The organism is Rhizobium skierniewicense Ch11, assembly GCF_023757665.1.
GTDB lineage: Bacteria > Pseudomonadota > Alphaproteobacteria > Rhizobiales > Rhizobiaceae > Agrobacterium > Agrobacterium skierniewicense.
This window is the reverse complement of the sequence record NZ_RXPG01000005.1, coordinates 460,621-478,590: the sequence shown is the minus strand read 5'-3', so window position 1 is coordinate 478,590 and position 17,970 is coordinate 460,621. Positions and strand designations below refer to the sequence as shown.

Annotated in this window: 3 protein-coding genes; 1 reads left to right on the top strand and 2 read right to left on the bottom strand. The window is 59.1% G+C overall.

All coding sequences use genetic code 11. The features are described 5' to 3' along the window. The first annotated feature begins 49 nt into the window (after window positions 1-49). Window positions 50-15,457 carry a PLxRFG domain-containing protein gene (locus EKM04_RS05670; RefSeq protein WP_210290134.1) on the top strand — a complete coding sequence of 5,136 codons (15,408 nt, stop codon included), beginning with the start codon at window positions 50-52 and terminating at the stop codon, window positions 15,455-15,457. A gap of 50 nt (window positions 15,458-15,507) precedes the next feature. Here EKM04_RS05670 and EKM04_RS05665 read toward each other — a convergent pair whose 3' ends face one another. Both EKM04_RS05665 and EKM04_RS05660 read right to left on the bottom strand, forming a co-directional pair. Next, a complete protein-coding gene (locus EKM04_RS05665; RefSeq protein ID WP_183896938.1) occupies window positions 15,508-16,806 on the bottom strand; it encodes a hypothetical protein in 1,299 nt (432 codons plus the stop codon). After that, window positions 16,803-17,960, bottom strand: a complete 1,158-nt coding sequence (locus tag EKM04_RS05660; protein ID WP_183896937.1) for a tail fiber domain-containing protein — start codon at window positions 17,958-17,960, stop codon at window positions 16,803-16,805. Before EKM04_RS05660 ends, EKM04_RS05665 begins: the two co-directional genes overlap by 4 nt. Between the last annotated feature and the right edge of the window lie 10 nt (window positions 17,961-17,970).

The window sequence follows — 17,970 nt, the reverse complement described above, 5'->3', positions numbered from 1 at the left end:
ATGTCTCGCCCGCGCATGAGTGCAGGTTCCATTTGATAGGAGCCCACGCATGCCAATCGTGATCGGACTCGGCACAGATGCCGAGTGGAACGACCCACTCAACCTGTACGGCGGCAACGCCCCCGGTCTTTCCCCGACAAACGAGAGTCTCAACGCTCCAAAGCCCGTCGAAACCAAGCCATCGTTCCTCGCCAACATGGACGAGCGGGACAGAACCGACCTCGTGAACACCGTTCTGGCGGAAGCTGCAGGCGAGGGTGATGAAGGCATGGCCGGTGTCGCCGCTGTCATCAAGAACCGCTCGGGCATTCGCGGTCTTTCCCCCGCCGAGGTCGTTCGCCAGCCCAAGCAATTCACTGGCTACGAAGCACCAGGTGCCGAAGTTGCAAAGTCCTTCAACGATCCAAATGCGCGCGCCAATGCCGAGCGGATCATCGACGGCGTGTTTAATGGCGAGATCCCAGACCCGACGGTTGGACCAGACGGCAAGGGTGCGGATCACTACCACGCCGACAGCGTCAATCCGGACTGGGCGGGCAAAATGCCAGCTACGGCCAAGATCGGACGCCACCAGTATTACAATTCAAAGGGCGAGCCGCAGGCGCAGGTACAGGTACAGGCATCGGCCTTCGTGCCGGAGCAAGACCCGCTCGGCCTATATGGTCCCAAGGGGCAGTTCCGCGACCTGCTGAAGGGTGAAGAGAAGTCCAGCGCGCCGAACCCTGAGGCGAAGGGGCTGGCAAGACTTGTTCGCGAGCCCGAGGAAAAACATAACAGCGGCGGCGGCAAGCTCAACTTCGTGCATGCAGGCCAAGAGAAGATCGCGCCGCAGTTTGAGGCAATCCTTACCGACACCTCTAAGGCGATGGGCAAAGATTTCACCATCAACTCCGGCTACCGCGCTCCGACGCACAAAGTGGAAGCAGCGAAGCCCGGTGGACCGGGCGAGCACGCTGACGGCACCGCATCCGATATCTCGATGAAGGGCATGAGCGAGCCAGAGCGGGCGCAACTGGTTCGGGAACTGTATTCCCGTGGCGCGCGCCGCTTCATCACGTATAAAAACAGCCCCGACATGCTCCACGTCGATCTGAAAGACCAGACTGGCAAGGGTACGCCTTGGTTCATGTTCGACAAATCGAACCGCAATCTGCCAAACGCACCGGCATGGTTTCAGGACGTCGCCGCCAATCCCGGCGAGAACTCCGTCGCGCCCACCGTGGCTGCGGGCAAAGGCATTGTCGTTGATGAGAATTACGCGCCTAGCGATGGCTTGGGGCTCTACGCTGGTTCAGTAAACCCGATGGAAGCCGAGGCGAAGGCTTTGGCGCAGGCGAAGGCCGCGTCTGATGCCGAGGAAGCCAAGCGTCTCGAAAATGAACGGCTGACGGCTGACGTCAACGCGAACAATGCCACCGTTGATCAGGCCCTCGCCAAGAGCAACGGTCGCCTAGCCGCTGTCAGTGAAACAGAGGCGGCGGACTGGCAGAAGAAGTGGGACGAAGAAAACCGCTCTGGAAGCACGTTCGGTGACTTGATGCGTCGCTGGGGAACTGGCGCGGCCAACACAAGCCAGTCCATGACGAACCTCAACACGCTCCTGATCAACAAGCTCCCCGGTGGAGAAACGATCAATTCTACCCTCGACAGCATTGATCGCTGGTTGGGTGGCGGAAAGACGATCGCAGAAAAGCGCGCCGAGGGCATCGAGAAGCAATCGGCGACGCTTACGCCTGAAGGCGAGGCGGCCCGCGATAAGAAGTGGTGGGACGATGAAAACAAAACGCTGGGCCCAGCCTGGACAGATCCGCGCAGTTATCTCGGTGCCATTGCTGAAAGTGGTCCCGCGACCGTAGCAAGCATGCTGCCCTCCGGCATTCTGGCGCGGGGCGCATTTCTTTCATCCGTCGCCTCTGGCGCAACCACACAGGCAGCAGCAGCGACCGCTGCACGAACAGCCACGATTGCAGGCGGCATTACCGAGGGTCTACTCGGGGGTGCTGACGCGGCTCAGTCCGTCAAGCAGCGGATCAGCGAGTTGCCACGCGAGCAGCTTCTTGCATCCGACGCGGTGAAGCAGCTCATCGACACAGGCATGTCTGAACAGCAAGCCATCGATTCGATCAGCGAAGACGCCCAGACACAGGCACTTCTCACCGCTGGCGTCGTCACCGGTTCATTCGGCGGCATGGGTGACCGTGCTCTTGCGAAGATCATCGCTGAAGGCGTCGAGGGCGGCATTGCCCGTCGTATCGGCGTTGGCGCTGCCAAAGGCATGGTCGGCGAAGGTATCTTCGAGGAAGCGCCGCAAAGCGCCGGTCAGACGATAGCCGAGAACGCGGCCATTCAGCGCGTCAATCCAGATCAGGAGATTACAGAAGGCCTTGGCGAAGCTGTTGCGTCTGGCGTGGCAACTGGTGGCGCGATGGGCGGCGGCATGGGTGCTGCAGGCGGCGCGGCCAGACCTAGCCACTCTGCCGGTACAGCAACACCTGTTGCCCCTGAACCAGACAATCGCGGCCCGCTTCGTCGCGCAGCTGATCATGCAGAGCAACGTAACGCCGCGAGAGCCGCAGCACAGCCAGCGCAGGTACCGCAGGATGGCCGCCCACGGCCCACGGCCACCGTTCGCGTCGATGCTGAAGGTGTTGAGCCGTTCATGGGCACCGTGGAGAGCTACGAGGGCGACGAGGCTGTTGTCGTCGATAGCGGCAGCGGCGAAGTGTACCAGGTGCCGCTTGCCAACATCACTGAGATCGCTCCGCCTATCGGTGACTATCGCTACCCCGAGAAATCCATCGACGCCATGCCGGAGCTTTCCGGCGATCCTGCCATGGAACCGCTGGCGCCGATGTCTGCTCAGGTGAAATCGGAAGTCCCGCCACGCTCTGAAGACAAGCCAGCGACAGAACTGCGCCCGATCAGGCCACAGCCGGGCCAGCGCGTCATTGTAGATACGCCGGAAGCTGGCAGGTTCGCAGCCCGCATCGAGCGTTATGAGAACGACGGCGACGAAGCCATTGTGATCGACGATTCCGGCAAGCCGTTCCAAGTGCCCACCACGGCAATGAACGTCAGCAGCCTTACGCCAGCTCAAATCGAGGCGCAGGAGCTCGAGCGCAATCCGCCCATAGAGCGAGAGATCGGCGACGCCGGTCCGAATAGCCGTAAGATCGGCAAGAGCACGGTGCTGTTGCCCGACGAGAACCATGCGGCCCTGTATGACCTAGCGCGAGAACAGGCCATCGCCAAACGGCTTGGTGGCACGTCTCAGGTTGATATGGGCAGCGTGCTCCCGACCGAGCGCAAACGTTTGGCCGATGCTTTCCGCATCAAGGTCGAAGATCTCGCCTCAATGGCTGACGATTACCGGTACCGCGCAGAGCGCGCAGCGCGTGAAAGCAAATCCACGCTGCCAGTGAAGCTGCATTCGGTCAACGAACGGATCTTGAAGCAGCGGCAGTCCGCGAAAGCGAAAGATGCTGCCGAGTTGCCCATCCAGTCCTCTGATGCCGATGCCACCTGGTGGGATGTGGATCTAACGGATCAGGCCCGAAAGGGCATCTTGCAGCAGGCAGGCATTCAGCGCTCCGAGAAGTCCATGTGGAAGGTGCTCACGCCCGCGCTGAAAAAGAAGCTCGTCGACGTCCGTGACGCGCAAAGTGCTGCGAATGAGACCGTCGAGACGCTAGCGGGCCGGTTCAAGACAGCCAAAGGCAGTTCATACGATATCCATCCCGACGGAACGACGACACGTACAAAGGCACTACGAGACCAGCCGGGGCATGAAGGTGATAGCGGCAAAAAGGCTCGCACAGCGCGCACTGTTTATGTTGACACCAACGCTGGGGCTTTGAGCGCAGCGGGCCTAACTCTCACCGATCCGAAGAAAGGCGCACGCGTCGCTATTCGTGATGGGAAAGCGACCCTCGTAACGTGGAACGGCAAAGAGAACGGTTGGGGCGCATCGCCAGAGAGCCGCGGCATCACGATACACGACACCCCAGCAGTGGGCCGCTACCCGCTCGAACTATGGGACCAGGTAGAAGACGTGCCTGGCTATACGGCGTACAGCAGGATGCATGCTGGTAATGCGATAGTCGAATATGACGGGAACAGCGATCGCGCGGCCAATGAGGCTGCAACGTCACCTACGAACGATTTGCCAGAACCGTCACAGGCACAGAAGGAAGCGGGAAACTATAAGGTTGGCCGGTTGAAGCTGGGCGGCTTGGATATCTCGGTCGAGAACCCCGCGGGGTCAGAGCGCAAGGGAAAGTCTCAGTCGGGTAAGGAATGGTCCGTCAAGATGAAGAGCCATTACGGCTATATCCTCGGCACCGTCGGCAAAGACAAAGACCACATCGATATTTTCGTGCGCCCCGGTACCGAAACGCTCGACGACGCGGCACCGGTGTTTGTGGTGGACCAGCGCGACCCCGCCCGCGGGCGATTCGATGAGCACAAAGTCATGGCTGGCTTCGACAACGAAGCAGAGGCCAAGGCAGCCTATCTGGAAAATTATACCGCAGGCTGGAAAGGCCTCGGCGATATCAGCCAGACGACGATGGGCGAGTTCAAGAACTGGCTCAAATCCGGCAAGACCTCCGAGCCATTCGCGCCGAAATGGTTCTCGTCGCAGGAAAAGGCAGACGCTTACGTTGTTCGCAACAAGATGGGGCAGACCCACGATGTTGTTCAGCGCGGCAAGCGGTTTGAGGTGCAGGAACGGACAAAGGCCCAGGCGGCGAAAGAGCGAACCAACCCGAACACGCCTGATTGGGGTAAACACCCTTGGGATGAAATTTGGGGCAGTGATGCAGAGGTCATCTCAGACGCTCTGAGCCGCATTGCCAGCACCAACGGCGGTGACACGCCGATATCGGATGCAGTCAAGGCGGGCGCGACCAACAAGGAACTGCTTGAGCTCATCGAGGCACGATGGGGCGAGGGCGGTGCAGGCGGTCGCCGTTACATGATCGAAACCCGCAAAGGCCCGACAGTTGCGATCACGCTCGAGAAGGATAACGGAAACGAGCGCGTTGTCCTGAAGGGCAAGGAACTGGCCGACGCCATCCGTAGCGAGTTCGTGGTTTCGCTCGAGGATATGAAGCGAGAACACGAGGCGCGCGAAAAGGGACGTTCTGCCGATATAGAACGGCCTGCCAAGGCGAAGCCAGCGCGCAGCGGCCAACGTCGCAAACTGTATCGAGGAGCGAGCAAGGAAGAAATCGACGCGCTTCGCAATGGCAGTTTCGCTTTCAGACCCGGCCAGACGGGCATCATGTTCACGAGTGATCGTGAAACCGCATCTTACTTTGGAAATGCCAATAAGGGGGAGGCTGTAGCCGTCACCATACCGGCAGACGCAAAAGCCATCAACCGCGGCCAGATCCGCGAAAGCACCCCAGAATGGTACGCCCTCAGAGACGAGGCGTTCAAGGATTTGGAGCCCGGCGCCGATGCCGAAGGTGCGATCAGAAACGAAGCGCTCCGCCAAGGCTATGAGATCGTAATGTACAAGAGCGGAAACGGCGAATATGACGTCGTGGAAGTGCTCGATCCGTCGATTATTGACGTCTCACAAGAACCAAAGGCCGCAACGGCACCTAAGCCGACACCCAAGGTTTCACAGAACAAGATCTTCACCGAGGACGCCGCGGCGAAAGCCCGCGAGTTGCTTCGTAAGAAATTCTCGGGCAATACGCTCAATAGCGGCATAGACCCGGAGCTGCTACAGGCCGGGCTCACACTTGCAGGCTATCACATTGAAAAGGGAGCGCGAACCTTTGCCGCATATGCTTCGGCTATGCTGGCGGACCTTGGCGAAGGTTCGCGCCCTTACCTCAAGTCATGGTATATGGGGGTCAAATACGACCCTCGCGCATCGGCGTTCGACGGCATGTCGAGCGCGGCTGATGTGGAAGCCACAGACGTCAACGCGCTCAACGGAGCCCCGAATGAACCTGAACAACTGGATCGAGCTGGGGCGTCAGCACTGGAAAGAGTTCCTGCCGAACCGGTACAAGGAACTGAAAGCCGACGGGACGCTGGACGAGGCGCTGAAGAGCGCGGCGGAGCAGACATATCTGGAAGCGAACCAGCTCGAGGAGGGCGGGTACAAGCCGGACGAAGCGTGGCAGATGGTCAGGGAGAACTATCTGTTGCTCCCGCCAGAGGGAACCGAGCAGCCTCAGAGCGACCAGACGTCGCAAGATCTGATGAAGGCCGCTCGAGCCGGACAGAGAACAGTCGAGATCGAGTAGAAGAGGGTTCGTTCGGCCCCATTCTACGCGGTTACGAAGGAAAGTGGCGCGAGGCTGCGCTTGAGCTTGAACGCCGCCAGACCGGAGACGCCATAGGCGCTCTGTCGCACCCGGATGTTGGCCCTATTGATCTCGTGTGGGGCACCGAGGGCACTGACCAGAACAATGGCTCGGGTCTTGCGAAGCTCATCGCGTGGCATCCAGAAGTTTTGAGTGATCTGCAAGGTTTTCTCGACCGTCTCAAGGTCGTTGAAAGCCGCTCGACTTCACGCCGAATTCAGCTCGCGGACGAGAGCGGAAACGCTGGTGTCAGGCTTGATTTCGATGGTGCAGCAAAAACTTGGTTGTTGACGGCATATGAGACGGGAAAGCGGCGCACTGAGAAAAGTTCACGCCGTCTCAGTGACTTGTGGGGAGGCCGGGAAACTGCGCCATCCTCGCCGCGTGTGGAGAATATAGCATCCGCCCTCAAGGATGTCCAATCTGCCGCCACACCAGCGCAGCAGCGACAGACCGATTACGTCATCACTGATGAGGACGCACTCGGCGAAGGCGGTCAGAAGGCGAAATTCAAGAGCAACATTGCCGCGATAGAGCTGGTCAAGAAGCTCGAGGAAGAGCGGCGCCCGGCAACACGCGACGAACAGTCCGTGCTTGCGAAGTGGGTGGGCTGGGGCGGCCTCCGTACCGCGTTCCCGCGTGAAGATGGGAGCGTTGCAAAGGGCTGGGAGCGCGAAGCAGACCAACTGAAAGACCTGCTGACGAAAGAGGAATACAGCGCCGCCGAATCCTCGACACGGAATGCTCACTATACCGCGCCCAATATCGTCAATGCAGCATGGATCATTGCGCAGCGTCTCGGCTTCCAAGGCGGCCAGATCCTCGAGCCGTCCGTCGGTGCGGGCAACTTCCTTGGCTTGATGCCTGGTGAACTGCGCAGCGCGTCGCGGGTGTCTGGTGTCGAGCTCGACCGCATCACTGGCCTGATTGCCAAGAACCTCTATCCCAACGCCAACATTCAAGCGCCGATGGGCTTCGAGAAGCTGTCTCTGCCGAACGACTATTTCGATCTGGCGATAGGCAACCCGCCTTTCGGATCTGAACGGCTCTACGATAAGGAGCGCAGCCACCTCAACAAGCTGTCGATCCATAACTTCTTCTTCGCCAAGGCCATCGAGACGCTGCGCCCCGGTGGCGTGCTGGCAATGGTGGTTACAAACCGATTCCTCGACGGACAGTCCGCGGCGGCGCGAAACCTTATTCACGCCAAGGCTGATTTCATCGGAGCGATCAGACTTCCGAACAACGCCTTCCTCAAGAACGCCGGTACCGAGGTCACAACAGACATCGTGCTGTTGCAGCGCAGGGAAGCTGGCCAAGCGCCCAAGTCGAGCGAATGGCTCGAGGTGAAGGATTATCGCGGCAAGGATGGCAACGTTGTTCCGCTGAACGCCTATTTCGCCAAGAACCCAGAAATGATGCTCGGCGACTTCGGCGCATACGGCACGATGTACGGCCCGGACGAACCGGCATTGGTGGCCCGTGGTGGGCAGGACACGCCGGCAGAGCTCGCCAAGGCAATCGAGACGCTGCCGCAGAACATCATGGGAGAACCCGTCGCTGCGAGGGTGACAGAAACTGTCACCGTCCCTGAAACGGTCAATGATGTCCAAGTCGGCACCATGTTCGCCGCACCCGACGGCACGATCCATGTCAGGGAGCAGGATCACATCGGAGAGGCGCGTTCAAAAGCGGTCACGTTCCCCAACGACACTGCGAAAGAACGTGTTTCCGGCATGGTCCGGGTCAGAGATGCCTTTGCGCGCCTGCGACGTGCCCAGATCAGCGATACGGCCAAGCCTGAGCAAGTCGAGAACCTGCGAAGGCGGTTGAACACTTTCTACGATGCCTCTGTAAACAAACACGGTCCTATCAATTCAGATGCAAACAAGCGCCTGTTTCGTGACGATCCGACATGGCCCCAGATCAGTGCGCTCGAGCAGAAATTCGACAAGGGCCTGAGCGCCGCTGTAGCGAAGAAAACGGGAGAAAAGGCCCGCCCAGCCACGGCAGAGAAAGCCGCTATCTTCACCCGTCGCACCCAGCAGCCATACCAGCGTCCAACCAGTGCTGCGACGGCGAAAGACGCTCTTGCAACCGTCCTGAACGACTACGGACGCATCAACCTCGAAGCCATGTCGCGGCTCTACGGAAAATCGACGGAAGCCATTGTCGATGAGCTCGGCCCATTGGTCTATCGGACGCCCACGGGCTCGTATGAAACTGCTGATCAGTATCTCTCCGGTAATGTGAAGCAGAAGCTGGCAGAAGCCGAACGAGCATCGGCGCAAGATCCGGAGTTCCGTCGTAACGTAAATGCGCTGCGCGACGTCATCCCAGCAGATATTGAAGCGATCGACATCGATGTGAAGCCCGGTGCGCCATGGCTGCCTGCAAAACACGTCGAGGACTTCGTCTCTCATATCACTCAGGCATCCATCGCCCCGCGAGCCTTCTATTCCGCGGCCAACGCAAAGTGGGATCTGACGGTACCGCAAGTGACGCCAGCGGCGCAAACCCAGTGGGGAACTGATCGTGCCGCCGTCGGTACCGTGCTCAGTGCCGTGATGAACGGCCAGTCCATCACGATTCATGATCGGACCAGCGACGGTAAGTCTGTTGTCAATCAGGCCGCCACCGATGCAGCAAATGAAAAAGCTGAACGGGTCAAGGCCGAATGGCGCAAGTGGCTTTGGCAAGACGACGCCCGCCGCGACCAGTTGTCACGGCTTTACAACGACACGTTCAACACTGATGTCATGCAGCAGTTTGACGGGTCTCACCTCACGCTGCCGGGCAAGGTCAGTGATGACATCATCGACCTGCGGCCAAGCCAGAAGAATTTCATCTGGCGCACCCTGCAGAGCGGTACCGCCCTCGCGGACCATACCGTGGGCGCGGGTAAGACATTTGCTGCCATAGCATCCATTATGGAGAAGAGACGCACCGGGCAGGCGCGCAAGCCGATGCTCGTCGTGCCTAACCACCTGGTGGGCCAGTGGGCCGCCGACTTCGTCCGTCTCTATCCCGGCGCCAAGGTTCTGGCCGCCACGAAGCAGGATTTCGAGAAGGATCGCCGTAAGCGTCTTTTCGCTCGCATCGCTACCGGCGACTGGGACGCCGTCATCGTTGCCCATTCGTCGTTCGGCAGGATCGGTATCGATCCAAACTACGAAGCACAGTTCATCCAGCAGCAAATGGACGATCTGGAAGCCTCTATGGCGGAAGTGCGACGTGAGACAGGCCAGAAGAGCCGCAACGTCGCGCAGCTGACAAAATGGCGCGATGGTCTGAAAACGAAGATGGAGCGCTTGCTCGATTCCGGGCGGAAAGATGACGGGCTGACGTTCGACGAGTTGGGCGTGGATGCCTTGTATGTCGACGAAGCCCACGAGTTCAAGAACCTCGCTTATTCCACATCGATGCAGCGGGTGGCCGGTCTCGGCAATATGGCCGGAAGCCAGAAGGCGGCGGACCTCTATATGAAGTCCCGTTTCGTCCTGGAAAAGACGGGCAACAACAACCTGGTATTCCTCTCGGGTACGCCTCTGTCGAATACCATGGCCGAAATGTTTACCGTCCAGCGTTACCTCGACGAGAAAGCGCTGCGCGCGATGGGCGTCGCTCACTTCGACGCGTGGGCCCGCGTCTTTGGCGAAGTCGTCACGGACTGGGAACTGTCACCATCGGGCCAGTACAAGCTGAATAGCCGGTTCGCCAAGTTCGTCAACGTCCCTGAACTGATGCAGCGGTACCGCAGCTTCGCCGACGTCATTACCAATGATGACATCATTGCCCAGCTGGCAGCTCAGGGTAAGAAATTTCCGCTGCCGAAGGTGAAGGGTGGCAAGCCGACAAACGTCGTGGTCGAGCGCTCCCCCGATCAGGCCTCATTCATCGGCGAGGGCAAGTCCGACGATAACGGAAACCTAGAGTTTCCACGCGGATCTCTGGTCTGGCGCGCCGAGAACCTGCCGAAGAAGGCCGAAAAGGGTCAGGACAACATGCTGAAGGTCATGTCCGACGCCCGCAAGGCGGCGCTCGACATGCGCCTGATCGATCCTTCCTACGGCGACTATCGCAAGTCTAAGGTTCACCGCGCCGCAAACGAGATGAAGCGGATCTATGACGCATGGTCTGACCAGCGCGGCACCCAGCTCGTGTTCATCGATCTGTCCACGCCCAAGAAAGCCCAGGCAGCAGAGGCGGCCCGCTTCCGCGATCTGATGGAACGTGCCGACAATGGTGACGAGGCTGCTATCGAGGCGCTGGACAAGGTTTCCCCCGACGATCTGCTCGCGCTCGAAAGCACGTTCTCGGTCTATGATGACCTGAAGCAGAAGCTCATTGATCGAGGCATCCCCGAGAGCGAAATCGCGTTCATCCACGACGCCAATACCGAGGCGCAAAAGGAAGAACTGTTCGGCAAGGTCCGTTCCGGCCGCATCCGCTTGCTGTTCGGCTCCACAGCGAAAATGGGCGCCGGTACCAACGTCCAAAATCGTCTGGTAGCGCTTCATCACCTCGACGCCCCATGGCGTCCGTCTGACCTCGAGCAGCGCGACGGGCGCGGCATCAGGCAGGGCAATGAGCTGTATGGTGAAGATCCAGACGGCTTTGAGATCGAAATCCTACGGTACGCCACGAAAAACACGCTGGATGCTCGTCAGTGGCAGACCATCGAAGCCAAGGCCCGTTTCATTCAGCAGGTCCGCAAGGGTGACATGAAAACCCGCGAGATCGAGGATATCGCAGGCGAGGCGGCAAATGCAGCCGAGATGAAGGCTGCTGCATCTGGCAATCCTCTCATTCTCGAGGAGATGGACACTCGTCGTAAGCTGCGCCAGCTCGAGGGTCAGTCCGTCGAACATGATCGCGAGCAGCATCGCATCAAGGCCAAAATCAAGTCTCTGACCGAAGAAGCCGCCGCTATCGAAAAGGCACTTCCTCTGGTGCAATCGGATGCCGCTATGGCCGCCGCCGCACCGGCAGAGTTCGCCGGTACCATCGGTGGCGAAACATTCGACAAGCGCAAAGAGTTCGGTGCCGCCATTGTCGCAGCGATGCGCAAGGAACTGATCGACAAGGAAGGGGTGCGCGATCTCGGCGAATATGCTGGCTTCAAGATCGGTATCGATCCGATGGGCTACGGCAGAGCGTTCCACGTCACCATTAGGGGCAAGAAGGAATATTCCATTCCTGTCGATGATGCGTCCGACGTTGACGCGGCGGGTCTGGCTACACGCATCGCAAACACCGTGAAGCGCATTGCCAATCAGCCGGAGTTTGACCAAAGCCGCGCAGCGGAAATCAAAAGCCAAACCCCGGCGCTGGAACGTCAGATCGGGGAGTGGGCCGGTGCGCAGGAACTGGCCGACACGTCCGCGCGTCACAATCGCTTGCTCGACTCGCTGAAACCGAAGCCCAAAAGCGCTACGCCAGTGGCCGCGGTCGCCAACGCCGACGAGTTCGACGCCCCCACAGAGAACAAACGCCCTGATCCTGTCGTCGTAGGAACTGCAAACGATCTTCAAACCGTCGGCATTCCGAAGGCCCCGGCAGGCAAAGCGATATTCAAATGGGCGAAGGACACCGTCTTGCGTTTCGGCAAGAACGGGCATGAGTACCTGATGGCCGTTGATGATGACGGCTCTGTCATTGAGTTCGGCACGGCCAAGAAAAAGGCTGCGACCGGCATCAATAACAAGCTGCTCGGGGCATTTATGAACCCGGATCGCCGCGTCGTCGTACTCCATAACCATCCCAGCAACGGCCCACTCAGCGTCACAGACATCGCAATGCTGGCGATGCCTGGTCTGCATTCTGTCTGGGCTTTTGGGGCCAACGGAGCGGAAATGCGTGGATCGCTCACTCCCGACGCCGAGAGGGCTGTGTCATCAGCGAGCAGCCCTGATGCACTCGTCGCCGAGTGGCGTCGCGACATGACCGATGCACACGAAGCCGTTGATGCCTTCCTGCGGCCACTCGTCGAACGCGGCACGCTGGACATCGCCGAAGGTAACTCTGCCTACCTCTATGCACCGTCGATAATTGCCCAGAAGGCAGGACTTATCGACATTTCCTCAAATACAAACTATGATGTTTCCGCCATCGAGGGCTTGGACGCTAAGCTCGATAAATTGGCGGTCGCGCTCAAGGGACTTATCAGCGATGGCACAGCAGGCGACAATCAGAGGGTTTCACGACGACCCGCCCGCGACGTTCGACACGTTGCAGAAGTGGAAGGATTGGCAAGCCTCGGTCAGCCAGTGGTCAGCGCGAGATCCGGAACGACAGGCCTATCTGAAACAAGCTCGCCAGATTATCAGGGAAAAGAGCGCGGAGCAGAAAAGCGAAGCTCCAACGGCAAGCGAGTAACCAAGGATCGCATCGTCGAGGACTTGCGCGGCAAGCTCACCGACATCCAGCCCGCTCTCCTCAAAACCATCCCGCTCAACTATTTCAGCGAACTGGCGCGGTCCAACATGACCGCCGTCGGCGACTATCTGCGCGTCAAGCGGTTGATGGACGCTTTCAGGGGCACCAAGCATGCCGAGGCCGATGCTGTTGCGCAGGATTGGCTGAAATACACCCGCCTAGGCTTCGCCGGTAAGGACAAGGCAAAGGCGCAGGCGCTTGCGGATCTGATGCACGACGCCACCTTGGCCGGTGTAGATCCGTCCAAGACCGATGAGGAGACAAAAGCTAAGCCTGGCTACGACGCCCTGCGGAAACGATACCTGGCTATGCCGCCCAAGGGACGGGAGCTCTTCAACGACGTCAGTGTCGCTTATGGCAAACAGGCCGACGAGCTTGATGAAATCCTCCTGGACAATGTGCGCAAAGCGCAGGAGATCGCGCAGCGCAACGCCGAGGATCGTTACAAGCGGACGATGCAGAAGATCAAAGACGCAAGGCTTTCGGGCCTCGATAAGAAGAACGCCGAAGAAGATGCTACGAGTGCATACAAGGCAGAAACGACGAAGTCTCGTTGGGCCGCCAAAGCGCGTTTGACGAAGATGCGCATCGCCTTTGAAAACAGCCGCGTTGAAGCTCCTTATTTCCCGCTGGGGCGTTTCGGTCGGTACTTCGTGACCGTCAGAGACATCGATGGTGCGGTTCTCAGTTTCTCCAAACATGAGACCGCTGCCGAACGTGACCGTATGGCCCGTGAGATGCGCCAAGACTATCCAGCCGGCAAGGTTGAGGTAGGCGTCATGGAAGCTGGCGGCGACATGCGCAAAGCCATGGACCCACGCATCGTTGCCGAGATTGAAGAGATACTCGGCGGCTCCAACGTCGGCGGTGACGTGATGGACCAGATATGGCAACGCTATCTCGAATCGATGCCAGACCTTTCCGCCCGGAAGCGCTTCATCCACCGTAAGGGCACGGCTGGCTACAGTAAGGATGCACTGCGCGTCTTCTCGTCTCATATGTTCCATGCCGCTCACCAGATGGCACGGTTGAAATATGGCCTCGAGCTTCAGGAGCTCGTCAACAAGACCGCCGATCAGGCAAAGGAAGCGGACGATCAGACGCGGGCTATGACGCTCGCCAACGAACTGTCTAACCGCCATAACTGGGTGATGAACCCAACCGGCAGTAAAGTGGCTCAGACCATGACCAGCACCGCGTTCGTCTGGTACCTGGCTGCATCTCCCGGTGCCGCGCTGGTCAACATGACACAAACTGTCATGCTCGGCCTGCCGGTTCTCAGCGCGAAGTTCGGTGGGTTTGGAAAAGCAGCTTCCGCGCTGGGAAAAGCCTCGGCGGATTCGCTGGCGGGCAAAGGCACGGTTGTCAGTGATCGGCTAACCGGCGACGAAAAGAAGGCAATGGACGCCTTCTACGAATCCGGATTGATCGACCGCACCCAGAGCCACGATCTGGCAGGCGTAGGCGAGACAGGCGTCGAATACACGCCGCTCCGGGCCAAGGTCATGGAGAAAATCTCTTGGGCTTTCCACCGTGCCGAGGTCTGGAACCGTGAGGTTACCGCGCTGGCCGCCTACCGCATGGCGCGTGACAGTGGGCAGAGCACCTCTGACGCCATCGACACGGCTCACGATCTGACGTGGAAAACCCACTTCGATTATTCCAACAGCTCTAGGCCTGCTGTGCTGCAGAACGATTTTGCCAAGGTGGCGCTCGTTTTCCGCCAGCATAACATCAACATGCTCTATCGCGTCATTCGTGACATTCATCAGTCGACAAAGGGAGAGACGGCGCAGGCCCGCAAGGAAGCCCGATACCAGCTTGCAGGCGTATTGGGCATGATGACCGCAATGGCGGGTGTAACCGGCACCATGGGCTTCAGCCTCGCGATGATGATGGCCGGAATGATCTTTGGTGACGATGACGATCCGATGGCGTTCGAAGATCAGTTCAAGGCTGATGTCGTTGATATCCTCGGTCCCCAGTTGGGCGGCATCTTGCTCAACGGCGCACCTGGTCACTATCTCGGAATCGACCTTTCGGCGCGCATCGGCATGCCGGACCTTTGGTTCCGGTCCCCGACACGCGAATTGCAGGGCAAGGATGAATACCAATATTGGCTGGCACAAAGCCTTGGCGCGACAGTCAGCCTCGGCGAGCAACTCTATACCGGCTTCCGCGTCATAACCGATGATGGCGACGTGGCCCGCGGTATTGAGATGATGGCGCCTAAAGCCGTACGCGATCTGATGAAGGCATATCGGTATTCGCAGGATGGTCTCACCACCATCGGCAAAGACCAGATACTGGCGAAAGACCAGATCGACGCGACGGACATTGCCGCTCAGGCTCTCGGCTTCACGCCGGCGAAAGTGTCAGAGACATGGGAACGGAACACCGCGCTGAAGAACGCCGAAACCACTGTGAAGCGGAAGCGCCAGCGGCTCATCAACAAATGGGCGATGGCAACGATGGCAGGCGACAAAGACACGGCTGCGGAAGCTTTGGACGGTATCAAGAAGTTCAACTCTGTCCGCATCCATGCGGCGTTCCCAATCAAGTCCGAGACGCTCAAACGCTCTATCCAGACGCGGACTAAGAACGCGGCAAAGCGCGAAGATGGTGTGCTGATTGGGAATAAGGCGCTCGGAACGCAGCTCCGAGAGAAGATGGCGGAGCCCATCTATCGATAGCTCTGTGGCTTGAACTAAAAGCGAAAGGCCCGCATCACGCGGGCCTTTTTTTATGGGTTCAGTCCGTAAGACTGCTGCCGTGCTCGTAGCGCCTCTTGCACTACCCTGGGCCATTGCCACTCAGGCACACCCGCCTCGTGCAATCCTGTCGCAACTTCTTCTGCCGATGCCCCACCCTCAAGGGCGGCATTTGCTTTGCTAACAGCCTGTTCCTGTGAGGGGGCGGCAACGCCGGGGGCCTCCGCTGTGGATCTCCTTTTCAGATCCTCTATCCGCGAGCGGACGCCAGCTTGCGCACGAGCAGGTACGCCTGGCATGGGAGCCTCCCTTGGCGTCGGTGCTCTGGCATTATCATCCTTTTGTCTTCGCTCGGGCGGCGAGGGGGCCGGGCTTGGCGACGACGACTGAACCTGTTTGCCGGTAACTGTATCGACCAGCACTTTCTTTTCGGGCCGCGATGGGGCTGCTTGTCCGGCAACTCCGGGCTGGCCGCGTATCAGCTCGAGCTCGTCGCCGATGAGCCTCTCTTTCTCCTCGGCAGAGAGATCGTCGAACTTCTTTTCGTCGCCAGCCAGTCCACCATCGAGCCGCTTTCTCAATGATGTGATTGCATCGCCGCGTTGCTTCGTGTCACCAACGCCATACTGCTTATCGATCTTCTTCTTCTCTTCGTACTGCTTGAGCTCTCCAGCTTCCTTTTCAGCGGCGGCCCGAGACGCAATCTGGCTATTCCACGCGGCTTCAGGATTTCCGAACGTGGCAATCAGCTTCGGCAAGTCAGCGGTTTGAATGTCCTGCTGCACCTCTTTACCATCGGGCATCTTCAGCGAAATGCGGAAGCCACGCGACTTACCATCAGGCGTTAGAATTGGCTCCTGACCAAGAACCTCATAGCCGTTGTTGATATAGCCTTTGATCTTGCCTGCCTGAATGACATCGGCAAGAGCGCCAGCGCTGTCGCCAGTCTGTGCCTTAACCAGCGCGCCAGAGAACAGCTTGGCACCGTTCTTCGCATCCTCGCTGTCGCCCCAGTCCTGAACGCGCTTGGCGTTGTCCATGTCGCCATTCACGAGGTAGGTATTTTTGAGCTTCGGGACGGCATAAGAATTCCAAAACTGGTCGAAGTTGTCCGGCTTCTGCGTTCCGGCCGTCACCTGAGCGTCGAACGTAGAGCGAGCGTCTTTGTTGATCTGATCGACGGCGTTCCGCTGATCGAGTGACCGATTGTATTCGACATCCTGTCGCTCTTGAATAACCTTCGAGCGCTTGCGATCATCCATCGCATCGCGAGCTCGCATGCCGCCCGTGAAGCCGTCCATGAAGCCACCAAGGCCAATTGCCAAACTCATGCTGCGTTCTCCTGTTGTGGAACCTGTGGGACCGACGGCTTGCGCCTTCCAGCACTTACCCCGCCCAATCCAATTGCCTCGATGGTGGCGTCGAGCTTCTTGTCCATGTCCTGAACAGCCTTCATCGTGATGCCCAGGGCATCCTGAACCGGGATGGTGTGACCGTCTCCACGCCCCGTCTCTCGCTGGAAATCCTGCGCGTAGGTACCGACGTGGCGGCCACCATCTGCCACGCCTTCCTTATAATCCCATTCCTCAATGGGCATGGCCTTCAGCGCTTCCAACGCTTCACCGTCCGGAATTTCTTCCTTGTTTTCCTTCAACTCCTCATCGGAGAAAATCAAACCGCCGATACCACCGAGGAAACTTCCAATCCCGGCCGCGCCCTGAGCGTTGGCCTGTTGCTGTGCCTTCCAGCCGTCGAGCTGCAAGCCATATTGCTGGTTGAGCGTATTTGCCTGCCCGGCATAGCCCTGCATCGCGCCCCCATACCCAGAGTTCATAATGGTGCTGGCTGCGAGGGACTGCCCATTCGTTGCCTGATTTCCTGATAGCGCCGTGCCACTGGCGGCGACGCTGCCACCAGCACCTGCGGCGGCCTGTGCTGGCAAGCCCTTCCCGAGGTTCACGACGTCGGCTTTAAGCGCGAGGCCTTTATCCCTGATGCCTTGCCGGGCCGTGTTCGATGCGCCAGCTTCCGCCAGTGTCACGCCGAGGTCGCCCGCTGCTTGGACGCCGGTGAACCTGCCACTACCGGGTGTGACGCCCATTGACGCGTTCGCCCGCTCGGTAGCGGCACGGTTCGTGGCTGCTGCGGACTGCACGTCGGCCCGCGCTTCCGCAGCGGCTTCCGATTGGCGCGCGTCGGTCGCATAGTTGGTCGCTTCTTTGATGAAGTCGTCTTCAACCGGCTTATAGACGCTCTCGTAACGCTCGCGATCCTTCTTGGCCCAGCCAGCCTGATCAGTCGCAAGGCCCAGCTGCTGCTCTGTGACTTTCGTCGTCAGAGCGTCTAGTTCTTTTTGCCGATCCTGAGAGATGGCAAAAGCATCGGTGGCGAAGGAAAGCCACTTTTCGCCGGTTTCTGCTTGCTTGAGTGCCGCCTGTCCGATCAGTGGATCTGGATCAGGGGCAGAACTGCTGCCTTTGCCCATGGTGCTGCCT

What these genes read in the sequence shown, in the direction of transcription:
- EKM04_RS05660 (WP_183896937.1), bottom strand. Translation starts at nt 17,960, where the DNA reads ATGGGCAAAGGCAGCAGTTCTGCCCCTGATCCAGATCCACTGATCGGA.
- EKM04_RS05670 (WP_210290134.1), top strand. Translation starts at nt 50, where the DNA reads ATGCCAATCGTGATCGGACTCGGCACAGATGCCGAGTGGAACGACCCA.
- EKM04_RS05665 (WP_183896938.1), bottom strand. Translation starts at nt 16,806, where the DNA reads ATGAGTTTGGCAATTGGCCTTGGTGGCTTCATGGACGGCTTCACGGGC.